Genomic DNA, 24550 nt, shown 5'->3' on the forward strand with positions numbered 1-24550 from the left:
CCCTTTACTTAAAGCCAAAAAAAAAACCCTTAAACAATTAAAAAGCTAAAAATCCTTGGATTATTAACATAAAATTATGATTTTAGCTGATAGCTAATTCAAACAATTTAAAAAATGAGAACAAAACTAAATGGAATCTTAACGCTACTTCTAGCGTTAATTGTGCAAGTATCGTTTGCACAAGAAAAGACGATTACCGGCATGGTAACCGACCAAAGTAATTTGCCCCTCCCAGGAGTAAACATTGTTGTACAAGGGACAACAAATGGAACGCAAACGGATTTTGATGGAAACTACTCCATTAAAGCTTCTACAGGACAAACTCTAATATTTACTTATATTGGACAAAAAAAGACATCCGCTGCGATTACATCATCTAACTCCATTAATGTAAAGATGGAAGAAGATGCTCAAGCACTAGAGGAGGTTGTTGTAACCGCTCTTGGAATTAAATCTAAACCAAGAGAACTATCTTACTCAGTACAATCAGTAGATGCAGACCAAATTAAAAATTCTAATGAAGTTAATATTGCAAGCGCGCTGTCATCTAAAGCTGCTGGCGTACAGGTAACTGCTTCATCTGGATCCGTTGGAGCCTCTGCCAATATAAGAGTTAGAGGAAGTACTTCTATTAACAGAAATAACAGTCCGTTGTTTGTAGTTGATGGCGTTCCTATTGACAACAGCTCATCATTAAATGCCACAGGCGGTACGGATAACTCTAATCGTGGCATCGACATTAACCAAAATGACATAGCATCTATAAACATTCTTAAAGGTGTTGCTGCACAAACTTTATACGGTTTACGTGCTGCAAATGGAGTTATCATAATTACCACAAAAACTGGTAAATCTGGTAAACCTAAAGTAACAATAACATCAAATGTCGCTTTCACAAAGGCTAGTAGTTTCCCTGAATTACAAAAAGAATACGCGCAAGGTAGACCCGTTGGTGGAGTACCTACATGGAGAGGACCTGATACTTTTGAAGGATTTAGCTGGGGACCAGCAATTTCTTCTTTAGAATTTGATGGTGATTCTTCTTATCCATATGATAATGGCGGTAGACTTGTACCTACAGGAACAGGTAACGGCATTCCTGCAAGAGCCTATGACAATCTTTCATTTTTTAAAACTGGCATCCTTTCAGATCTTAACGTATCCGTAAGTGGTGGTACAGATAAAATAAAATATTTTGTTTCTGGTGGAAAAATGGATCAAACAGGCATCTCTCCTACAGAAAAATTTGGAAGAAAATCTTTCAGAGCAAATATTTCGGCTGATTTAAGCGAAAAACTTACTCTTTCCGCAAGTGGAACTTTTGTTAATTCAGGAGGTCGAAGAGTACAAAGAGGGTCTAATATTTCTGGTATTATGCTAGGCTTATTAAGAACTACACCAACATTTGATAACGGAAATGGCCTAACAGCTGGTGCCGCCGCAAGTAACGAAGCTTCTTTTGTGGCTCCTGATGGCTCTCAAAGAAGTTACAGAGCAGGCATCTATGATAATCCATATTGGACTGTAGCTAAAAACCCCTCCTTAGATGATGTAAATCGTTTTATAGGAAATATGCAGCTTGAATATACTGTAAATGACTGGCTAACCCTAAGAGGGACATACGGTTATGATAGATTTACTGATTCTAGAAGATTAGGAATAGATGTTGGATCTGCTACAGATGCCAATGGATCTGTAGTAACCAGAAACGAAAGTAATGAGGATATTTCTACACAGGTTCTTGCCTTAATAAGTAAAGACATCAGTGAAAAAATGACTTTTGGAGCCACTCTTGGTGTGGATCAATACAGAAAAAGAAATAACATTAGAAGAACAGATGGTTTTGGATTGACGATACCTGGATTCTTTCATGTTTCCAACTCAGCTTCACAAACAAACCAAGAATTATTTGACCAAAAAGAACTTAAAGCATTCTTAAGCCAAATTACTTTTGGCTACAATAATCTATTTTTTGCAAATGCCGCTTTTAGAAATGACTGGTCCTCTACTCTACCAAAAGACAATAATGATTTCCAAAGTTATAGTATTGGTGCTAGTTTTATCTTTTCTGAATTAATAGCAGATAGTGACTGGTTTAATTACGGTAAACTTCGTGGGTCATGGGGTGTAACAGGTAATGATGCCGACACCTTCTCTACAGACACATACTATGGAGCTGGATCTGCCGGTGGCGATGGCTTCATTGACAATAATGTATTTCCTCTTTTCTCAAGTGTCGCTTTTGAAAGATCAAGTCTTTTAGGCAATGACCAAATTAGACCTGAAGAAACTACAGAGTGGGAAGTAGGTGCTGAATTTAAATTCTTTAACAACAGATTAACCTTAGATGTTACTTATTATGACAAAGAAACAGTAGATCAAATAATACAGGTTAGTCAACCTGCTACTACTGGTTACACTAATAGGACAATTAATGCAGGAGTAATTTCTAACAATGGATGGGAAATTTCTTCTACTATTAACCCTGTTAGAACAGAAAACTTCAATTGGGATTTAAATGTAAACTTCACTAAGTCTGAAAATGTAGTTGAAGAATTAGTTGAAGGAATTGAGCCAATATTATTAAATGGCTTCACTTCTACATCATCTAGAGCAGTTCCTGGGGAGTCTTATGGAGCAATATTTGGTTCAAGATGGTTGAGAGATGAAAATGGCAACCAACTTGTTGATGATAACGGTATTGCGTTAGCAGACCCAACTAGTGGAGTTATTGGCGACCCTATTCCTGATTTTACATTAGGATTAAGAAACACAATTTCTTATAAAAACTTAAGCTTAACAGCTTTAGTTGATTATCGTGAAGGTGGCGATGTTTGGTGTGGTACTTGTGGTATTACTGATTATTTCGGTGTGTCTAAAAAAACAGGAGAATTAAGAAATCAATCTTATGTCGTACAAGGCATAAGACAGTCTGATGGACAACCTAATACAACTTCTGTAGCTTACGCTGACCCAGCAGGTGGATTAGGAGCAAATAGATGGGTTCGTTACGGTTTTGGTGGTGTAGCAGAGGACAATGTATACGATGGTTCTTTTATTAAACTTAGAGAACTTGCCTTAACATATTCTTTACCAACTAAACTCATATCTAAAGTAGGACTAGATGCATTCTCGCTTACAGCAGCAGGAAGAAACCTTTGGGTAAAAACTGACTACCCTGGTATTGACCCAGAAACAAACCTCACAGGTGATTCCAATGGTATTGGTTTAGATTACTTTAACCAACCACAAACGGAAAGTTATTCATTAGCAATAAGAGTATCATTTTAAAAAAAAGAACAATGAAAAAATATTTAAACTTAATAATTCCAGTATTTTTAAGTATCATCCTAACATCTTGCGATGAATTTGGAGATACTAACTTAGATCCAGGAAGACCTGGCGGGGAGAATGTAAGCCTTGTTGCCATTACTCCTACCATGCAAACCCAAACCCATCGAAATATCGTAGCTTCTGCCGGAAGACTAGCTGGTATTATTACGCAACAATTTATTGGTTTTGATGCACAACAGGTAGCATTTACTCAGTATGCAATTCCAGAAGGAACTTTAGCAAACTTTTGGGAGTTTGGTTTATACACTGGCTCTATGAGGGATTGCGCTGACATGATCGAAAGAGCAAATACTTCTGGAGAGAACACACATACAAGAGGTCTTGCCAAAATATACATGGCAGTTAATCTTGGTCTTGCTACCAATTGTTTTGGAGACATTCCTTATACTGAAGCTTTTTTAGGAGCTGATAATTTAGCTCCATCTTACGATTCTCAAGAACAGATATACAGCACTATTCATACTCTTTTAGATGAAGCAATCGCTGATTTTGGTCAATCTGACCCCCCAGGACCTTTAGGTGATTTGGTAGGCGCTAGTGATTGGATTTCCGTAGCACATGCATTGAAAGCTAGATTTTACATGCAATTAACAAAAAGAGATGCAAGCGCATCTACTAAAGCTCTTAGCGAAATTGCTCTTGCTTTTAGCAGTAATAACGATTCGCCTATATTTCAATTTGAAGGGACTCCAAATGGTGGTAATCCCTTAGCCCTTTTTGGAATACAAAGGCCCAACACCTTAATTATAGACCCCTTCTTTGACAACCTAATGGCAGGCGACCCTAGAAAAGTTAAATTCATGGTACCTAACGTTGACGGAGATCAATTGTATTTTGAAAATGGAAATATTGATTTATTCTGGGCGCAATATGGGTCTCCAAGTCCGTTAATTTCTTATTCAGAACTTAAATTTCTAGAAGCTGAAGCTTTATTTAGAACTGGTGCTGATCCAGTTTCTGCTATGCAAGAAGGAATTAAAGCAAACATGGATTTTGTTGGTATTCCTGCCGCTGATGCAGATGCTTACATCGCTACTGTTACTGGTACAGATCTACAAACTATTATGCTAGAAAAATACAAATCTATGTATGGTGCTGCTCCAATGGAAATATGGAATGATTATAGAAGAACTGGCTTCCCTGCTCTAACTGCTAATGCTCAAGGAGCAAATGGCAGTAACCCCTCTGGTATAGTTCCTAGAAGATTTCTATACCCAGACTCTGAACGTTTAGGCAACACTGAAGCTTACGAGGCTGCTATTAGCAACCAAGGAGGTCATCTTTTAGATGATGACATGTGGGCTTTTAAAGATTAAAACATTTTTTTGTCTAGTCCTAAAAAATCTAGACAGATTATTAAAAAGATTAAAGCTGAACAATGACATCATTGTTCAGCTTTTTTTTAGTTTGTACTGTATTCGTTTCAGTTTATTCTAGGTATACATTTGTATCGGTACCAACATACGGTTGATAAATCAAGGTCTTTGGTTCTTCTATCTTTTACAACACTCTTGAGTAATGTCTTTTTCAAATCAAGATTCTTGATATACCTCGTTACACCAAACACTTGTTTTAATATATCAATTCTTTCAGCCATTGCATTTTCGTATGGGTCGTATTTTTCTGCCATCCTTGGGTTTATACCGTTGTCCCTCAAGAATTACCTGCTCCCGTAAGAACAATACTATACCCCCTATCTAAGTAGTGTATCCATAATTATTTTTATGGTTTCTGTTTGCAAATACCATATCCAAAGCAAGCAATAAGCCTTCTACCCTTAAACTATTAAACACGGTGCAATCAACTTTTTTCTTTGAACACGCATCTATCATCAACATCAAGTACATTGAATTATTTCTATTGAACAGATAGACTTATATATAATACCCAAACTTGCTTGGACGGTTTATCTCCATTTTGTTCATCAGATTCTGATGCTCTATAAGCCTATGGTTAAATTTGATTAGCTCTGAATACTACAAAAAATCAATCCAATATACCTGACCTTTTCTTGTTCTTCTAGTAATTTTAAATTAGTAATTTACTTTAAAGAATTTTACACCCCTACACAATCACCTTTCCATACACAAAGGCTAAGGTATAGTTACTAATAACCAGATTTTTTTAATAAAAAAATCCGAAAATAACACAAAAGAAAAACCATTTCTATTATTCGAAATTTTCAAGTAATTACAAGCCCCATAAATAACATCTAAGACGCAAAAAAAGTTTCAATAACTGGCCTTACATTCAACAATATAACCTTTAAGACTAACCATGGTAATACTCACAATATAGAAAATACGTTTTTCTATACCTCCTTATTTCTTACTTTGATTCAATTACATCACTACAAAGCCCATCTCTAACGAACCAGTCATAAATCAAAAAAATCTTCTTTCAACTAAATATTTATTTAACCAAAAAGATTAAAACTAAATAATTACCTCAAATATCAATAAAATCACAAGAACTCCAAGGCCTTAAAACTACATGTTAAAAACACTTCAACCCTGCTCACACATACAACTAAAGGACAAAAAAACGAATATTACAAATATTACAAACACAATTACGAATACCACAAATTGTCCTGCGTATTACTAACATTAACACAAGAACCTTAAAGTTTTATTAAAAAAGGTTAGGATTATTAACATGAAATTAAGATTTTAGCGGTTGCTAATTCAAATAAATTAAAAATGAGAACAAAATTAAATGGATTCTTAACACTGTTTCTAGTGTTAATTGCGCAAGTAACATTTGCGCAAGAGAAAACGATTACCGGTATAGTAACCGATGACAACAATCTCCCCCTTCCTGGAGTAAATATCGTTGTGGAAGGAACAACTAATGGTACACAAACCGATTTTGATGGTAATTTTTCCATTAATGGGGAAACGGGCCAAAACTTGATTTTTACATACATTGGTATGAAAAAACACACAGCTACAATTGGCGCTTCAAGTAAAATGGATATCCAAATGGTACAAGACGCTGAATCTTTAGACGAGGTAGTTGTTACGGCATTAGGAATCACTCGTCAAAAAAAATCGCTAGGTTATTCTACTCAAAAGGTTAGCGGAGAAGCAGTTGCTAAAATTAAGGATGCAAACTTTATGAACTCTTTATCTGGTAAAGTATCAGGTGTTCAAATAAAGTCTAGTGGTACTATAGGCGGATCTACAAATGTAATAATACGTGGAAACAGCTCCTTAACTGGTAATAACCAAGCACTTTTTGTTATTGATGGTGTACTAGTAAACAACAGTAATAACAATACTCAGAACCAAACTACAGGTCGTGGAGGTTATGATTATGGTAATGCCGCTTCAGATATAAACCCAGATGACATTGAATCTATCAATGTACTAAAGGGTGGTGCTGCATCAGCACTATACGGTTCACAAGCTGCGAATGGCGTTGTTATAATCACCACCAAAACTGGAAGAAAATCAACTGGACTAGGAGTTACTTTTAATTCCAGTTTAACTTCTGGGAAAATGGATGAATCAACTTATACTGAATACCAAAATAGTTATGGAGCTGGATATGGTCCTTACTATGGTAGCACAGGGTATTTCGAAGATGTAGATGTAAATAATGACGGAACACTTGATTTAATGGTTCCCTCTACAGAAGATGCCTCATATGGTGGTGCTTTTGACCCATCTTTAATGGTATACCAATGGGATTCTTTCTACCCTAAATTGGCAGGATACGGAAAAGCTAGACCTTGGTTAGCAGCAAAAAACACACCGGTGTCTTATTTTGAAACTGCATTTACAACCGTAAATAGTGTTGCTCTTGCAGGAGGTTCCGACAAAGGAGATTATAGAGTAGCATACACCAACTTTAACCAATCAGGTATTCTACCCAATAGTCTTATAAAGAAAAACACCATTGACTTTGGCGGATCTTTAAATCTTACTGAAAAGTTAAGTGCACGTTCTAAAGTAACATACACCCATAGTAGTGGTTTAGGTAGGTACGGAACTGGTTATGATGCAAAAAATCCTAACCAATCTTTTAAACAATGGTTTCAAACTAACGTTGATTTAAAAGAGCAAAAAGACGCTTATTTCTTGACAAAAGAAAATGTTACTTGGAATACACAGAGTAACACTAACAGAACTCCAGCATATATGGACAACCCATATTGGACACGATATGAAAACTACCAAAATGACGAAAGAAATAGAATTTTTGGTCATGTTACATTGAATTACCAATTTAACGATTGGTTGTCTATAATGGCTAGAGGAACACTTGATACTTACAATTCAGTTGAAGAAGAGCGTATTGCAGTAGGAAGTGTAGATGTTTCTGAATACAGAAAGAGAATTAGAAGTGTTGCGGATAATAATTATGACTTATACTTCAATATCGATAAGAACTTTTTGAATGACGAATTCAACGTAAGAGCTTTATTTGGAGTTAATGCGCAAAGAAATAAAAAGGAAAATACTATAGCATCAACTACAGGAGGATTAGTAGTTCCAAGATTATATGCTCTAAGTAACAGTAAAGAATTATCCAATGCTCCGTTTGAATACAAAGCAAAATGGGGAAGAAATTCACTATTTACAAACATTAGCTTAGGATACAAAAACACTTATTTTATTGAAGGATCTTACAGACATGAAAAGGCTTCAACATTACCAAGTGACGACAATGAATTTGGTTACGCTGCAATTTCAGGTAGTTTAATACTCTCTAACTTTTTTGACTCTAATCTTATAACATTTGCTAAGTTAAGAGGTGGTTTTGCTCAAACAGGTAATGCTGCTGATGAGTTAAAAATATATGATGTTTATAATTCTATAGGTAACTTAAATGGTAGTACACTATATTCTTTACCAGGAACCAAAAACAACGCAGAATTAAAAGATGAGCTTTCAGAAGAAACTGAAATTGGTCTTGAAATGAAATTTGCCAAAAACAGATTAGGTTTCGACGTTTCTGCATACAACAAAGCATCTACTGATCAAATTATGTCGGTATCCGTAACTACAGCCACTGGCTACAACAGAAAATGGGTAAATGCGGGTAAAATGACCAATAAAGGTGTAGAGGTTAGTTTATTTGGATCCCCTATAAAAACAGATAACTTTGAATGGAAAGTTAATGTAAATTGGGCTAAAAATGAAAACGAAGTAGTTAGCCTATATGACGAAGTAAAAGAGTTGCAATTGGCCAGCGTACAGGGTGGTGTATCTATTAATGCAACAGTTGGGCAACCATACGGTACTATAAAAGGGTTTGATAATGTATATGACAGTAACGGATCAAAAGTTATTGGAGCAGATGGTTATTATTTAAAAACGGATAAAAAAGTAATACTCGGAGACATAAACCCAGAATGGACTGGCGGTATTAACAATTCTTTTACGTACAAAAATTGGGATTTCAGTTTCTTAATAGATGTTAAAAAAGGTGGTAGCGTATTTTCTTTAGATACTTGGTATGGTTATGCTACAGGTATTTATGCTAATACTGTTTTCACAAACGACTTAGGAAACCCAGTTAGAAACAGCTTAGCCGATGGTGGTGGAGTTATTCTTGATGGTGTTTTAGAAGATGGCTCTAAGAATACTACTAGAGTAAGAGCAGATTATTACAAAAACCCTTGGGGTTACAAGCACGCAACAAACGCAGAACATGTTTATGATGCTGGCTTTGTTAAATTAAGAGAAATGTCTTTATCATATTCATTACCCTCTAAATTAACTAAACAATTAAAATTATCTAATTTAACATTAACCGCTATTGGTAAAAATTTATGGATAATTGATAAAAGTACTCCGTTCTCAGATCCAGAAGCTGGTTTAAGTTCTGGTAATGTACAAGGATACCAATCTGGTGCCTACCCATCTGTAAAAGAGTATGGTCTTAATCTTAAAGTTCAATTTTAATAAAATATAAGTGATGAAAAAAATTCTATTAATAGCCTTTATTACCTTCGGAACAATTTCGTGTGAAACGGACTTTAGTACTTGGAATAAAGATGAAAAAAATCCTGCAACGGTACCTGCTAATACTCTATTTAGTAATGCCCAGCGTAACTTGGCTAGATTAATGAAAAAGCAAAATGTTAACGATAACATATTTAATTTTCTAGCCCAATATTGGACAGCTACAACATACCCAGACGAATCTAACTATGATTTAGCAGGGCGTGATGTTACAGGTGGTTTCTGGAATAGAATGTACAGAGATGTTCTTTTAGATTTTCAAGAAGCTCAGAATACTTTAGATACTGAAAGAGAAACTTTAGATCCTGCTTTGATTCCTATTAACACAAATCAAAAGGCAGTAACAGCTATCATGCAAGCTTATTCCTTTCATGTATTAGTTGATATCTTTGGAAATGTTCCTTATTCTGAAGCACTAAACATAGACAATGCTTCGCCGAAATATGACGATGCTAGTGAAATATACGCTGATCTTTTTGTAAAACTTAACAGTGCTATCAATGATTTAGATCCTGCACATGATTCTTTTGGTGGATCAGATTTTATATACAACGGTGATGTAAGTGCTTGGTTGAAATTTGCAAATACACTAAAACTAAGAATGGCATTAAGAGTTAAAGATGCTGGAAAAGTTGCTGAAGCTGTTGCAGGTGGTGTTTTCGAATCAAACGCTGATAATGCAGCATTTCCCTTCACTATATCTGACCCATACTCTAATCCATTATGGGAAAATTTGGTGCAAAGCAATAGAAATGATTTATTAGTATCTGATAGCTTTGTTGATTTAATTTCACCTCTTAATGATCCAAGAGCTGAAGTATACATGGCAGATAACAAGAGTCCTTACATAGGAGGGCCTTATGGTGGGAATAATTCATATAATTCTTACACTCATCTAGGTAGTATTTTTCACAAACCTGATTTCGAAGGTGTAATCTTGGATTATGCTGAAACAGAATTTTTATTAGCAGAAGCAGCAGCATTAACTTTAGGTGGTGTATCTGACGCTGAAAATCACTATAATGCAGGTGTAAAAGCTTCCATAAACTATTGGGCTCCAGATGCTGATGCTGATGCATACGTTAGTGCTCAGCCTTATGATGCTGCTAATTGGAAAGAATCAATTGGTACGCAAAAATATATTGCTCTATATTCTAGAGGATTTGAAGGTTGGACATCATGGAGAACTTTTGGTTTTCCTGTATTAAATGCTCCAGCAGAAGCACACGTTAGTGCTGAAGGTTTAGTTCCAGTAAGATATACTTACCCTGTTAATGAACCAGAAAGAAATGGAGTAAATTACGAGGCAGCAAGTAGCGCTATCGGTGGAGACAAATTTACTACTAGAGTATTTTGGAATAACTAGAATAATTTTAATATATTATTCTCTGAAATAATTTAAGAGGCTGTCTGAAAAGACAGTCTCTTTTTTTTGACTTATAATAAAAGTGAGACACTTTTACTATTTAAAAAATAAGCACTTCTTATAATCATAAAACATACTATATATACCTTACTATCTAAATTAGAAATACACTATTGTATTTAAATAGTTGCTTTCATTGTGGGGTTATAGATAATCTGTTTGAAGTTTTCCCTTTGATTCTTATCTTCTAACTGACTCAGACTTTTATAGAGATAACAAATTCTTTTCTACACGACCACAAGTCTCATGTATTTTTGTCTCAGTAGGTTTTTCTAACAGAACAGTTTCAAGCAATTGACCCTGATTTTCCTTTGCTACTACCACGTAATTCACTTGGTTGTTTCGTATAGTCGCCATATTTTTTTTAGCATACCATACCATGACACCTAAAGTCACCGTACAGTTCTATACTGAAAGATAACCCAATAACTTTCTTACTATATCTAACTATTTCAGAGAAACCTTCTTTTCTAAAGCTGTTTATCCATTGTACAAAAACACTCTTGAATGCTTAGGAACTAACGCTACAAAAAACTTGTAAAATATCTTTTACTGGTATACGATTATCAAATGACTCTTGCTTTTTTAACCATTCTTGCTCTTGGATACCAAATAGAATAATTTAACCCTATTCTTGGCTTCTTCATAGTACATCCAAAAATACTAACAACAGATGCCTTATAGTCGATACTTCAAATTACCTCTATCAGCTCGTCAGGAATCTTCCAGGTTAGAAAAATAATTAGAGAGAAAAGCAATCTTAAAAGTTGATTTTAAAGAGAATGACATTTATTTATACCTCATAGTTACTTGTGGCTATGAGATTATAGTCCTATAAATTCAATAATTTAAATAAAATCAAGCAAGTTTTAGGTGCTTTTACCCTTATTATAACTCTCCTTTCAATTAAATAATACAAAAATTACAGTATTTTTACACCATGCAAAAGGAAACCCAAATTTACGGCTTAAGAGCAATTACAGAGGCTATTAATTCTAACGAACCTATAGATAAAGTATTTCTACAAAAAGGTCTTAAAGGCGATTTATATAAAGAGTTAGAGAGCTTAATTCGTAAAAATGGGATTAACTCCTCTTATGTTCCAATTGAAAAACTAAACCGTCTTACCAAGAACAATCACCAAGGTGCAGTCGCCAATATTTCACCTATTACATTTTTTACATTAGATGAATTGATCGAGCGCGTTGAAAAGAAAGAGACTCCTGCCCTATTTTTATTATTAGACCAACTATCTGATGTTCGTAATTTTGGCGCTATTATTCGTACTGCTGAATGCACAGGTGTAGATGGCATTATTATTCAGAAAAAAGGAGCCGCTCCTGTTACTGCTGATACTATTAAAACATCTGCTGGAGCCGCATTTAAAGTACCCATTGCAAAGGTGGATCATATTAAAGATGCTGTCTTTTACCTACAGTCATCAGGAATTAAAGTTGTTTCGGCTACAGAAAAAACAGATAATACTATTTATGATGTGAGCTTCACAGAACCAATAGCCATAGTAATGGGCGCAGAAGATAGAGGTATTTCTCCTTCTATTTTAAAAGCCTCTGATTTCACTGCTAAATTACCTTTATCAGGAGAAATAGAGTCCTTAAATGTTTCTGTAGCCTGTGCTGTATTTTTATATGAAGTAGTCCGGCAAAGAAGATAATTATCATTTTTCAGGCCCATCCTTTTTATAATGGTAATTGACTTCTATAGAAGTATTAGGTTCTTCAGAATTATTTTCTGAAAATTCTATAAAATTGCCATTTTCATCAAAATGCTTTAAAAAAGGGTCCTCTTCTTCCTTATAATCGTCTCTTTCCCAAACAAATTTTTTAGGTAAGGGTGTTCGCGCCTTAATTATAAACGAAAGTAACATCCCTGTTAAAAAGCCTCCTAAATGACCTTCCCATGAAATTCCGTCTTTTATTGGAAAAATATACCACAACAAACTTCCATAGACAAAAACTACCATGAGAGATAATGCAACTAGTCTGTAATATTTAGTAAAAACACCTTTAAAAAATATAAAGCTAGCGAGAACATATATAAGTCCACTTGCTCCAATATGATAAGAAGGCCTCCCTATAATCCATGTTACAAGACCCGATAGCAATATTCCATAAACTAGAACTCTAATAGCTACATTTTTATAAAAATAGAATAAGGAAGCCATTAAAATTACCAAGGGTATGGTATTGTTATACAAATGCTCCAAGGAACCGTGTATAAAAGGGCTTAAAACTATTCCTCGTAAACCAATCCAGCTTCTAGGAAAAACTCCAAATACATTAAAATTAGTCTCTAGAATCAGTTCTAACCAATATACAGACCATATAGCAATAACTCCAACCAAAGGAGCTATTAAGACCATATTAGAGAATTTAAAATAATTATTTTCAGACATATTATATAAAAACATAAAGAAAACAACAAGTTAGCCAAAATTGTAAATACTGTAAGATTGTCATCTTAAATTTTGTTATACTTTTATAGCATGAATGAGCCACTTGCAGAAAGAGTGCGTCCAAAAACTTTGGATGCCTACATTAGTCAGAATCATCTGGTTGGGGAAAAAGGCTCCCTAACTAACCAAATAAAAAAAGGATTGATACCTTCTTTAATCCTATGGGGACCTCCAGGGACTGGAAAAACAACCTTAGCAAACATTATTGCAGAAGAAAGCAAAAGACCTTTTTATACACTAAGCGCTATTAACAGCGGTGTTAAAGACATTAGAGAAGTTATTGAAAAAGCAAAACAATCTGGCGGCTTGTTTACTGCTAAGAACCCCATACTTTTTATAGATGAAATTCATCGCTTTAGCAAATCGCAACAAGACTCACTTCTTGCTGCCGTTGAGAAAGGATGGGTAACACTTATTGGTGCCACTACAGAAAACCCTAGCTTTGAAGTAATTCCGGCATTATTATCTAGATGCCAAGTATATATCTTAAATGCATTCGGTAAGGAAGATTTAGATGCTTTATTACGAAGAGCTATAAAGGAAGACTCCTTATTGCAAACAAAAAAAATAAAACTAGAAGAGACAGAAGCGCTAATGCGACTTTCTGGTGGTGACGGTAGAAAATTATTGAATATTTTTGAGCTTGTTGTTAATTCTGAGGAAAAAGAAACTATTGTAATTACCAATGAATTGGTGATGGGCAAAGTTCAGAAAAACACTGTTTTGTATGACAAAACTGGCGAACAACATTACGATATAATATCTGCTTTTATAAAGTCTATTAGAGGTAGCGACCCTAATGGTGCAGTATATTGGTTAGCAAGAATGATTGAAGGTGGTGAAGATGTCAAATTTATTGCTCGTCGCTTGTTAATTTCAGCATCGGAAGATGTTGGCCTAGCAAATCCAACTGCTTTAGTTATTGCAAATAACTGTTTTCAAGCAGTTACAACTATTGGATATCCAGAAGCCCGAATTATACTAAGCCAATGTGCTATATATTTGGCAACATCTGCAAAAAGCAATGCTAGTTACGCTGCCATAGGAAAAGCACAGCAAGTAGTAAAACAAACAGGAGACTTAACTGTACCTCTACCACTACGAAATGCACCTACAAAACTAATGAAAGACATTGGTTATGGCAAAGATTACAAATATGCTCACAGCTATGCAAACAACTTTATTGATGCGGAATTTTTACCTGATGAGATTACAGGAACCTCTTTCTACGAACCCAGAAATAACCAACGGGAAAATGCATTAAAAGACTTCCTGAAAAAAAGATGGAAAGATAAATACCAATTTTAAAACTTAATATTTAATATTTCGCTTACTAATTCTCCAGAAACATAATACTCGTAATACCAAATATTATTCTTTTTAAAAACAACACCATTATCTAATGCTCGTTTTACAGTATAAACATCTGTAATAGAAGTTTTAAGAATCTTTAAACGTATTTTTGGAGAACTATCTACCAACTGATAACCATCTTTTATTTCTTGTGCATACAGTGTCTCATTAGCTAAACTACTAGATACGTTCTCTAAAATTGGTTTTGCCTTCTTATAATATGAAGGCTTAGGTTCCATACTTTTATAAGATTGGTTATCCTCCGTAGCTGTTTGTATTACAGCAAGATTTTTTTTTAACCACTTGCTCCTCCGTAATCTTTTTTACATCATTCTTATAACTAACTTTCAAAGGCTCGTTATTCTGCTTTTTATTATACTTATAACTTAAACCGTCTAGCGACTTTAAAGCTTCGGTGATTGCTTCTGTAAAAGATTTTTTATACTCTTTTATCTTACTCTTCCCATACCCCGTTACAAATACCTCTCTAGAATTACAGTCTTTAAAAGACATACTTACTTTGGTACTAAACATAGATGAAGCATTATTTAAATGCGCATACAAACCTAAACATCTATTAAACACTAACTCTTCGGGCATAGTATTTTCATAAACTACAGTAAATCCTTTTTGAACCAATAAGTGTTTTACCAATGTACTCGTCTGGTATTGATTCTCCTTTTTAAAATTCTCAAACTTCTTTGGAACCACTATATACTTATAATCATCAAAGGCTGATTGGGCTATTGCAGAAAAATTTAAGCTAAAAAAGGCTAATATTATAAAATACTTCACAACAGATATCTTTAAGAATTATGGTTTTCAACTATAAAATAAGCAAGCCAAAATTAACGAGAAATACCTAAACTCCTAATTAAATAATTTCCCCTTACTTTTTTCCCCAAGATATGATATTAATTCCTAATTGAAAAGAAGCATAATTACTTGCTGCTACATTTTGGTAAGCTAACAGGTTATCTGCCATAAAATATAGATTAACCGGGCCTACTTGCATGCTAAGCCCTACGCCAAGATTTGTAAACGAATATTTGTCTATGGTATAAGCTGCTTTGATTGCCATAACATTTCCTAACCTTCTTAAATAAAAGGCAGATAATGCTGCTTGGGGTCCTCTAGGTCTATTTATTACATACAATTGCCCGCCAATACTATTTGCGTACTTTGCTCTATAAGAATTTCCTCCAGACACATTACAATTACAATCTAAAGAGCCTTTTGATTCTATTTTCTCTCCAAAATTATATCTTAATGAACCATACAGTTTTGTTGGTCTAAAAGTGATGTAGTTTTTATTATTTTCTTCAAAAGGAACTAATTCCTCTACCTCATCTATTAAATCTTGCCAAAAATCGGTATCGCCATTATTTATAGCGTCTGGTAAAATAATTTCAACTCCCTCTACCGTAGCACTACCCTTTAGAGCATAGTTTAATACATCTGTAGAATGGTATATAAATCCTAAATCTAAGATACTTGCCGTTACAACAGTTTGCTCATTTAAGTGATAGGTAAAACCAAAATCTAGACCTAATCCTAAATCACCGCCAAAAAAACCTCTTTTAATTATATCGCCAGTAGATCCGCCTTTTTTGTTAACAGCATCAAAAACTACAAAACCAGAAGATCTTAATTCCATATCTGCGTTTATAGTATTGGCTAACACATTGTTTTGCCCTTCATTAGTAACAAAATAGCCTTTATTTTTTGTTGAAGTAAAATCTAAAATACCAGAGTATAATTTACCTCTTAACCCTAATGTTAATTTATTATCTATTTTCTTAGAAACGCCAAAATGAAAAACATTCAAAATTTCCCCTCTTGTTTTAAGATCTCCTAAATCGAACCGTTTATTTAATTTATCTGCATTACCCTCATAGCCCAAAAGAGCATAATCTTGGAACCAATAGCCGATAGCATCTCCTTCATTATAAATACCGAAAGAATAAAAATTGTCTGTATTTTTTCCTCTATAACCTGCATTTATAAGCTCTATTTGGTAGTTTCCACTTAAATCGTCCTTAGGGCTCATTCCATTTATAACACGATCTCTAAACTTATCATTAATATCTAACCCATCATTGGCAAACAAATCATTTACCGAAATTCCACTAGAACCTGCTTGAAAAGAAGTCCCAGATAACATAGGAACTCCAGAATACCATTGAAAATCGGCTTCGGTTCCTGGATTAACCATTAAAGATTGAGGAATCTCAGAAAAGTCATAAAGTATTTGTTTATTCTGAGATAGAACAAAATTGCATACCCCGAGTACGAGAATTAATAAAATGTTATGCATTCTCATTTTACCCGTACACTAAATTTTCCGCTTGACTTTAAAACTATTAAAGGTTCTGGCTGAGTAGATACACTACTATTATCACTTAAGTTATTTGCTGTTACTCTTATTTTTGAAGTATTTATTATAATATCGAGGCTTTCTCCAGTATTACCATAAACTACCTCTCGTTTTAAAACAGCGGATGGAGCTTTATATATTGGAGAAAAAATTTCTGTATCTAAAATAACTCCTGACTCATCTAAAAATTCTAATTTTATGTCTAAGTCTTTACTAGTCGTATTTTCTAATTCATAGGTAATTACTCCATCTACAACTCTATCTGCAAATACACTTTCTGAAAATGGGTTAAAATCAAATTCCTGAGAATAAAAAGTAGTGTTTGGAGCTAGGTTTATAACCTCTTCTGTTGCTTCTATATAAATTATACTACTTTCAAATTTTGGTATAACACTAAGATCATCATACTGCCCAAAATCTTGTTCTTCTATACAAGAATGCCCAATAAGCATTAGGGCAAAAAGAACACAAAAAAGACCTATTTTTTTCATTTACTATCTCCTAGTTATAAACAACTAAAACAAAGTTGCATCTATACTATAAAATAATAACTCTATAAATAGCTTTTTATTTCACCCAAATCCTGAATCATATCACAATGTCCATGTAAAGCTTCTCCGTGAGCATTAAAATGCAACACATTAAAGCCAACTGCTTTGGCTCCTAAAATATCTGCTTCTAAGCTATCACCTATCATTAAAGACCGTTCTGGCTGTACATTTGCTTCTTTTAAAGCTTTGTCAAAAATTATAGGGTTGGGTTTCTTAACCCCTGCAAATTCAGAATCTATTACAACATTAAAATAATCAAAAATATTTGCGTTTTTTAGCTTCTTCTCTTGTACCTCCTGAAAACCGTTTGTAATTATATGTAGGGTGTAATTAGGCTTTAAATATTCTAATATTTCTATTGCGTTTGGGAATAAGTGATTGTATGTAGAAAGGTATTCAATATACTCTTCGGATAATGTATCTATTAATTCGTCTGTAATAGAATAACTCAAACTATCAAATACCGTCTTCAAACGTTCGTATCTTAGGTTTTCTTTGGTAATTTTATCCTCTCTATATAGTTTCCAAAATTTTAGATTTGTAGGTACGTATATCTTTAAAAAACTATCTAAATTAACAGAGATATCATTCTTGGTAAGAATTTTACTAAAAGTTAGAGCAGAGTTTTTTTCAAAATCCCACAAGGTATGATCTAAATCAAAAAATACATCGGTTACTATTTCTTTAAACATTAGACTTTTTTAAAAGATTTGCATAAACATTTTTCCAATTTACTCTTAGACTACTTCCTAAAAGTTCGTTAGAAAAAATGGTAACAAATGTACCATTAACTTTTTTTACTATATGCCTTATCTCGTCCATTTTTAATTCTATTTCCTCCTTCTTATTCATATCTAACAATGCATAGTCATGAATTGCAAAAGGATGTAATTTTATAGGCTGCTGTATTTCTAGAGGTATGTCATAAAAATAAAAAGAAGTACATGTTCCTGCTCTAAAACCGATTTCTGATGTGTACCCCATAGTGTAGTCATCTGTAAATTCGGCTTCCACTAAATTCCTATAAGAATCTGGAATAACAACTCTATTATAGCGCATTCTAGAATATTCTACAGGTCTATTAATTACGGCTGAAAGGGCTTTTTTTTCTTTTTTCAAAAGCTCTACATCGTTAAAAGAACTATAGGATGCTCCCAAAGAAACTAAACTATAATCCGCAATAGATTTAATTAAATATTTAAATTTATTATTATTCGTTGATACGTTTTTATCATAAGTAGAATAGGAAGCAAATTGAAAAAAGAACATACTATGCACCTTATACTTTTTATGGAGAGCTATTAAAAAATCGAAATTATCGTATGGGTCTTTTTTAGAATTAAACCAAACTGAAATACGTTGAAAAATTCTTTTAAATTTAAAATAAACCGCATCCAAAAACAATCCTGAAATTCCTCTCACCAAACCTCTATACGCATAGCAATGCGATGTAGTTACATCTATAATAGAGGTATATTTATATTGCTGTTTTTTATAATCAATATCTGCAAAACGTTTCTTTAATTCCTCTAGCAACATATACGCCCATATATCTACAACAGGTGATTTTAAAAATTTATTTTGATACGCTACACTATCTTTAGGAGAAAACCTCCCATGTTCGTCTTTTACATGTGGCAAGTACTCTTCGTATCTACTCAACAGATAAAAACTAGCCGAAAATATATCAAAAGGAATACTACTTTTTTCTCCTGCATTAAAAAAACAGGGGGTTCCATTCCAATCTGCTATTCGTATATCTAAATCATTAATTCCTTGTTCAAAAAGCAAATCATTACTTCGAACAAAAAATTCATTCTGCAAGGGTTGCTTGGTATATGTAATTTTAGGACCTGTATGTTTTATAAAATCTTCCACTTTAGTTGTAAAAACAACATCTATCCCCAATATTCTGGTAAATATATGTCGCATTACATAACTAAATCTAGATGTAATTTTATGGGTGTATATTAATAACATAAATTATAACTAATTACATAAATCCTTCATCTGCAAAGCTAAAATAATCCTTTTGGGTAATGATCAAATGATCTAAAACTTTTATATCTAATGCAGCTGCTGCTGCTTTTAACTTTTGTGTTATTTTCTTATCTGCCTCACTTGCTCTTAATGTTCCTGACGGATGATTATGAGCCAAAATTAAAGCTACTGCTCCATATTCTAAAGCTTGCTTCAAAACCAACCGAACATCTACTAAAGTACCGGTTATACCGCCTTTGCTCAATTGATTTTTACGTAAAACTGTATTAGCATTATTTAAATACAAAATCCAAAATTCTTCATGTGGCAATTCTCCTAATATGGGCTGTAGCAGGTCATAACAGTTTTTACTGCTCGTTATTTTAGTTATTTTCTTAGAATCTTCGCCTATTCTACGTCTTCCTAGTTCTAATGCAGCAGCAATCGAAACTGCTTTAGCCTCTCCTATACCTTTAAACTGTGTTAATTGCTTTATAGATAGTTTACCTAACTCATTTAAATTATTATTTACAGATGCCAAAATCCTTTTAGAGAGCTCTACAGCACTTTCGTCTCTACTTCCAGAACCAATTAATATAGCTACAAGTTCGGCATCGGAAAGTATAGCTTTACCTTTCTGAACTAGCTTTTCTCTAGGCTTGTCATCATCAGACCAATACTTAATTGAAAATGAGCCTAATTTTTTTTGCATGGTTTAAAGATAGTGAACTTAATATTTTATGTGTAAATTTCAATAAACTATTAAAAAAGCTATGCAATCTTTATTTAACGAAAAAACGTATACTGAAACTCTAGACAGAATACGTAATTTAAACAGCAACTCTGAACGTCTTTGGGGGAAAATGTCGGTAGGGCAAATGCTTTGGCACTGCCAATATCCTCTAAAAATTGCTATTAAGAATAAGGAATCAAAGAAGAGAGGGAATTTTTTTATAAGATTATTTATTAAAAAATCTATGTACAATGATAAAGCTTGGCGTAAAAGTTTACCAACGGCACCTGCTTTAAAAACCAAAGAAGAAAAAGAAATGGAAGTTGAAGCAGAAAAGCTAAAACTTCTGATAACAGAGTTTCATGCTTTGAATAAGCGAAAAAAATGGTATCCACACCCAATATTCGGTGTCTTAACTCATGAGCAATGGGGGAAAATGCAATACAAACATTTAGACCATCATTTAAAACAATTTGGGGTTTAGCCCTCATTATTTAAAACATCGTAGTCCTGAATCTCTTGTAATTATACTTATTCTCGAGAATCATTTATGTTTCTAGTTTCTTCTAACATAACATTAGACATTGCATACTCAAGAACTTAACGCTACAAATCTAAATGAATAGATTTGTTAATATGGCACGTAAAAAGAATAGAAAACTTACCCGTAAAGAAAGAGCTCAAATAGAGACACTTTTAAAAATTAAATATTTATCAAAATCTTAACTTCCTCAAAATCTAAACCACCATAATTACCCGAGCTCATTAAAAGCAATACGGAGTCATCATAATTTTTATTAAAAACAAATTCTTTAAAACTAGCAGCATTCGTTTGAATATTAAGATCCTCTCTTTGAAAAGCTTCGGATATCTGTTCTTTAGTTACTTCTTTTAACTTTTTTATTTTCACAGATTCTGGTAAATAAAAGACAACGGCCTCGTCTGCAGCATCTAAAGCTCCTTTATACTCTTTTAAAAATTCTGGATTAAAACTACTATAAGTATGCAGTTCTAAACACGCTATAACTTTTCTATCTGGATACTGTTCTTTAACCGCTTTCGTAGTTGCGGCTACCTTACTTGGTGAATGTGCAAAATCTTTATATGCGACAGCGTTAGTCCTCTCTGCTATTTTCTCTAATCTTTTAGAAGCTCCCTTAAATGTCCCTATTGCTTCGTAGAAATCATCTTCGTCTATTCCCATGTTTTGGCATATCCATTTTGCCCCAGCAAGGTTACTAAGGTTATGCTTTCCAAAAACTTCAATAGGCATTGGGCCTTCTGGTGTTTCTAATAATGTTTGCCCATTTTCCACACTATATTCTGGCGTAGTATAACCCAATTTTCGGATAGCGTTCTCAGACGCTTCTACTACTTTACAAACCTCAGCATCATCTAAGTTATAGGTTATACTTCCTCCTTTTACAATACCGTCTACAAATATTTTAAATTGCTCTACATAATTATCAAAAGTTGGAAAAACATTTATATGATCCCAAGCAATACCACTTAACAAGGCTATATTAGGTTGGTATAAATGAAACTTAGGTCTACGATCTATTGGTGAAGAAAGGTATTCATCCCCTTCTAAAACAATAAAATCGTTCTCTTCTGTTAAATGTACCATTCTATCAAAACCATCTAATTGGGCACCCACCATGTAGTCTACCTTAAAATCATGATAATTTAAAACATGCAAAATCATAGATGTAATAGTGGTTTTACCATGACTCCCCCCTATAACTACACGGGTTTTATTTTTAGACTGCTCGTATAAAAATTCTGGATAAGAATAAATAGTAATTCCTAACTCCTGTGCTTTTAGTAATTCGGGGTTGTCTGGCTTGGCATGCATACCTAAAATTACAGCATCTAAACTTGTATGTATCTTATCCGTAAACCAACCAAAAGCATCTGGTAAAAGTCCTTTGGAAGAAAGCCTAGATTTAGAAGGTTCAAAAATAACATCATCACTACCCGTTATATGGTAACCTTTGTGTTCTAAAGCCAGTGCTAAATTGTGCATGGCGCTGCCACCAATTGCAATAAAATGAATATGCATAAAATCTATAATTAAAATGTAAAGATAAGTAAAGCTCTGAAGGTCATCAAACCATATCTATGCTAATAATAATCGGCAAAAATCGACAAAATGCACATTTTAAAAAGTATAAAACCATACTTTCCTCTTAACTAACCACTTATTTATACGGTTTTACAACAAAACTAGGGGTGAAAATCACGTTCCAAGGTAATTTTGCGTTTCTAGAACATCATTTAACCATTACATAATGAACAACCAAAACAAATTAACTATTTTTCTAAAATGGTTCATCTTCCTTATTATGATGAACTATACTATCTTTTCTAGCGCTCAATGTGCAGGCTCAGACATAACTATTTCTGTTTGCGACAAATACTCTGACACTAATAATAAAACTTTTGACCTATTCTCTGTATTAACTGGAGAATCTCCTGGAGGTAGCTGGAGTACTACGGATCCTGCTACATACTTTGCTTTAGATAGCAATACTGGGGTTCTTAATCTCTGGAGAATTCACTCTGCAGGAACTCATGTTTTCACATATACTAATAACAGTTGCGGAGAATCTGCTAATGTAAGCATAGACTTAGGTGGGTATTCTGGTGAAGACAATATTATAGGAGACGCAAATGCTTGTAGCGACGATTCTAGTGTAAATTTAAATCCCTTTCTAGGGGATCAAACAAATGATATATTACCAGATATAAATGGTGTATGGGCAGAAGACCCATTTACAGCTACGGGTCAATTGAATGATAATTTTTTTAATGCGGAAGAAGCTGGTCCAGGAACATATACGTTTACCTATACAGTTGCAGCTATTGGAATATGTTCAGAAAGTACTACAACCATTATTTTAAAAGTTTATCCAAGAGCTCAATCTGGCGAAGGTCAAGGTATAACAATTTGTAATAATGAAGATTTTTCTTTGTATACCAATGTAAATCTTAATGATTTACTTACAGATGAAGACACTCAAGGTACTTGGTCTGATGATAGTTCTACAAATCAATTAAGTAGTTTATCAGACAATATTATAGATATTCAACAAATTTACAATGATTTTGGTGTGGGTACATATAGTTTTACTTATACAGTATTCCCTACTCCTTTTCACCCTGTATGTAGTGAAGCTTCTACTCCTGTAATCATTACTATTTTACCAACTCTTGATGGTACTATGGAAGTAGATAATTACTGTGTTTCTCAAAATACGTACCCCGTTACCCTTACATATGACAGTACGCTTTTACCTAATGGTCAATACAATATTGAATATGCTCTTACCGGAGTTCTAGGAACAGAAACAGTATCTAGTACTTTTAATAATGGAACAGCTACTTTTGATATTGAAAAAAACTCTGTACCAATAAATAGTATTGTTAGCATAAATATTGTAGATGTAGGAGGTGTCTGCCCTAATATATTAGTTTCATCATCATCATTTTTAATAACAGATCCAACAGCTACAGTTCCGGACGCTTGTATTAATACTGATGTAACGGTAAGTTTATCCAATATTTTTGATAATACTGAAGTACTTTCCAATCAAACACACACCATTAATTACACCCTTACAGACCCAAATAGCATTGTTAGCAATCTAACAGGAAATGTTAGTTTTACAAATGGTAACGGCAATCTTATTATTCCAGGTACAAACTTTACAGAAGGTGGAATTTATAATATAGAATTTGATATCGTTGGAGGGTTAGATTTAGGTTGTAATATTAATGCTAGCACAACAATTACACCTTTACCTTCCGAAATACAATTAGATTTAATCGTTGATAATAATTGTAATGCAACTCAAATAAATGTAATTATTGACGCTCCTATTCTAAGTAATGGAACTTATGACATTATTTATGATGTAGTAGATCAAATTAGTAATAATGTCTTAACACAAAACAACATAAACTTTGCTGGTGGTACTGCTAATTACCAAATAGATGTTACCTCACTTGTTCAAGGAAATTATACTGTAAGAGTACGTAGTTCTCAAAATGATACTACACCATGTAGGTTACAATTTGATTATGAGCTTACCGAAAATTTTGCAATCATGGGAACACCAAGTATTCCTACTGCAGATGCTCTTCAATCCTTTTGTTTAAATAATTACAATATAACAGGACCAACATTAGAAGATATTCAAGTTACTGCAGGTGGTACAATTCTGTTCTATGCCACCGCAACAGATACCAATATATTACCAATAACTACAATTCTTGTGGATGGAGAAGACTATTTTATTTCCAATACAGATTTAAATAATAAT

The 24550-nt window shown here is 33.6% G+C and carries 18 protein-coding genes; 8 read left to right on the forward strand and 10 right to left on the reverse strand.

The features are described 5' to 3' along the window. Positions 1-114: 114 nt before the first annotated feature. The 4 genes from QZZ51_RS09905 to QZZ51_RS09920 all read left to right on the forward strand — a co-directional run bounded on the left by QZZ51_RS09905 (position 115) and on the right by QZZ51_RS09920 (position 10695). Complete coding sequence (locus QZZ51_RS09905; RefSeq protein ID WP_291869152.1) at positions 115-3291, forward strand: SusC/RagA family TonB-linked outer membrane protein; 3177 nt, start codon at positions 115-117, stop codon at positions 3289-3291. Positions 3292-3302: 11 nt separating this feature from the next. Further along, on the forward strand, positions 3303-4670 hold the full coding sequence (locus tag QZZ51_RS09910; protein WP_291869153.1) for a SusD/RagB family nutrient-binding outer membrane lipoprotein: 1368 nt from the start codon (positions 3303-3305) through the stop codon (positions 4668-4670). A 1386-nt stretch (positions 4671-6056) separates the two neighbouring features. Further along, positions 6057-9269: a SusC/RagA family TonB-linked outer membrane protein gene (locus QZZ51_RS09915; RefSeq protein WP_291869155.1), complete on the forward strand. Its 3213-nt coding sequence runs from the start codon at positions 6057-6059 to the stop codon at positions 9267-9269. 13 nt (positions 9270-9282) lie between these two features. After that, on the forward strand, positions 9283-10695 hold the full coding sequence (locus QZZ51_RS09920) for a SusD/RagB family nutrient-binding outer membrane lipoprotein (protein WP_291869157.1): 1413 nt from the start codon (positions 9283-9285) through the stop codon (positions 10693-10695). Positions 10696-10959: 264 nt separating this feature from the next. Here QZZ51_RS09920 and QZZ51_RS09925 read toward each other — a convergent pair whose 3' ends face one another. Then, positions 10960-11112, reverse strand: coding sequence for a hypothetical protein (locus QZZ51_RS09925; protein ID WP_291869159.1), 153 nt, complete (start codon positions 11110-11112; stop codon positions 10960-10962). A gap of 583 nt (positions 11113-11695) precedes the next feature. Between QZZ51_RS09925 and rlmB the strand changes: the two genes are divergently transcribed. Next, a complete protein-coding gene (gene rlmB / locus QZZ51_RS09930) occupies positions 11696-12430 on the forward strand; it encodes a 23S rRNA (guanosine(2251)-2'-O)-methyltransferase RlmB (RefSeq protein WP_291869161.1) in 735 nt (244 codons plus the stop codon). A 3-nt stretch (positions 12431-12433) separates the two neighbouring features. Here the strand turns inward: rlmB and QZZ51_RS09935 are convergent, their stop codons facing one another. Beyond that, positions 12434-13186, reverse strand: coding sequence for a rhomboid family intramembrane serine protease (locus tag QZZ51_RS09935; protein ID WP_366511965.1), 753 nt, complete (start codon positions 13184-13186; stop codon positions 12434-12436). A 75-nt stretch (positions 13187-13261) separates the two neighbouring features. Here QZZ51_RS09935 and QZZ51_RS09940 point away from each other — a divergent pair, with 75 nt between their 5' ends. Next, complete coding sequence (locus QZZ51_RS09940; protein ID WP_291869163.1) at positions 13262-14539, forward strand: replication-associated recombination protein A; 1278 nt, start codon at positions 13262-13264, stop codon at positions 14537-14539. Here the strand turns inward: QZZ51_RS09940 and QZZ51_RS09945 are convergent. The 7 genes from QZZ51_RS09945 to radC form a co-directional block, all read right to left on the reverse strand. Next, positions 14536-14823, reverse strand: coding sequence for a hypothetical protein (locus tag QZZ51_RS09945; protein ID WP_291869165.1), 288 nt, complete (start codon positions 14821-14823; stop codon positions 14536-14538). The genes QZZ51_RS09940 and QZZ51_RS09945 overlap by 4 nt on opposite strands. Positions 14824-14839: 16 nt before the next feature. Beyond that, complete coding sequence (locus QZZ51_RS09950) at positions 14840-15379, reverse strand: hypothetical protein (RefSeq protein ID WP_291869167.1); 540 nt, start codon at positions 15377-15379, stop codon at positions 14840-14842. Between the two features lie 94 nt (positions 15380-15473). Next, positions 15474-16901 (reverse strand): DUF5723 family protein, encoded by a 1428-nt coding sequence (locus QZZ51_RS09955; protein ID WP_366511966.1) that lies wholly within the window; start codon positions 16899-16901, stop codon positions 15474-15476. 2 nt (positions 16902-16903) lie between these two features. Then, a complete protein-coding gene (locus tag QZZ51_RS09960) occupies positions 16904-17452 on the reverse strand; it encodes a hypothetical protein (protein ID WP_291869171.1) in 549 nt (182 codons plus the stop codon). 62 nt (positions 17453-17514) lie between these two features. Further along, positions 17515-18204, reverse strand: coding sequence for a YjjG family noncanonical pyrimidine nucleotidase (locus QZZ51_RS09965; protein ID WP_291869173.1), 690 nt, complete (start codon positions 18202-18204; stop codon positions 17515-17517). Further along, complete coding sequence (locus QZZ51_RS09970; protein ID WP_291869175.1) at positions 18197-19492, reverse strand: polysaccharide deacetylase family protein; 1296 nt, start codon at positions 19490-19492, stop codon at positions 18197-18199. Before QZZ51_RS09970 ends, QZZ51_RS09965 begins: the two co-directional genes overlap by 8 nt. A gap of 13 nt (positions 19493-19505) precedes the next feature. Continuing rightward, positions 19506-20204 carry a DNA repair protein RadC gene (radC, locus tag QZZ51_RS09975; protein WP_291869176.1) on the reverse strand — a complete coding sequence of 233 codons (699 nt, stop codon included), beginning with the start codon at positions 20202-20204 and terminating at the stop codon, positions 19506-19508. A 61-nt stretch (positions 20205-20265) separates the two neighbouring features. Here radC and QZZ51_RS09980 point away from each other — a divergent pair, with 61 nt between their 5' ends. Further along, complete coding sequence (locus QZZ51_RS09980) at positions 20266-20709, forward strand: DUF1569 domain-containing protein (protein WP_291869178.1); 444 nt, start codon at positions 20266-20268, stop codon at positions 20707-20709. 219 nt (positions 20710-20928) lie between these two features. Here QZZ51_RS09980 and QZZ51_RS09985 read toward each other — a convergent pair whose 3' ends face one another. Then, complete coding sequence (locus QZZ51_RS09985; RefSeq protein ID WP_291869180.1) at positions 20929-22287, reverse strand: Mur ligase family protein; 1359 nt, start codon at positions 22285-22287, stop codon at positions 20929-20931. 229 nt (positions 22288-22516) lie between these two features. Here QZZ51_RS09985 and QZZ51_RS09990 point away from each other — a divergent pair. Further along, a partial coding sequence (locus tag QZZ51_RS09990) for a hypothetical protein (protein WP_291869182.1) occupies positions 22517-24550 on the forward strand: 2034 nt, incomplete at its 3' end.

Source organism: Maribacter sp., from assembly GCF_016744255.1.
Classification (GTDB): Bacteria; Bacteroidota; Bacteroidia; order Flavobacteriales; family Flavobacteriaceae; genus Maribacter_B.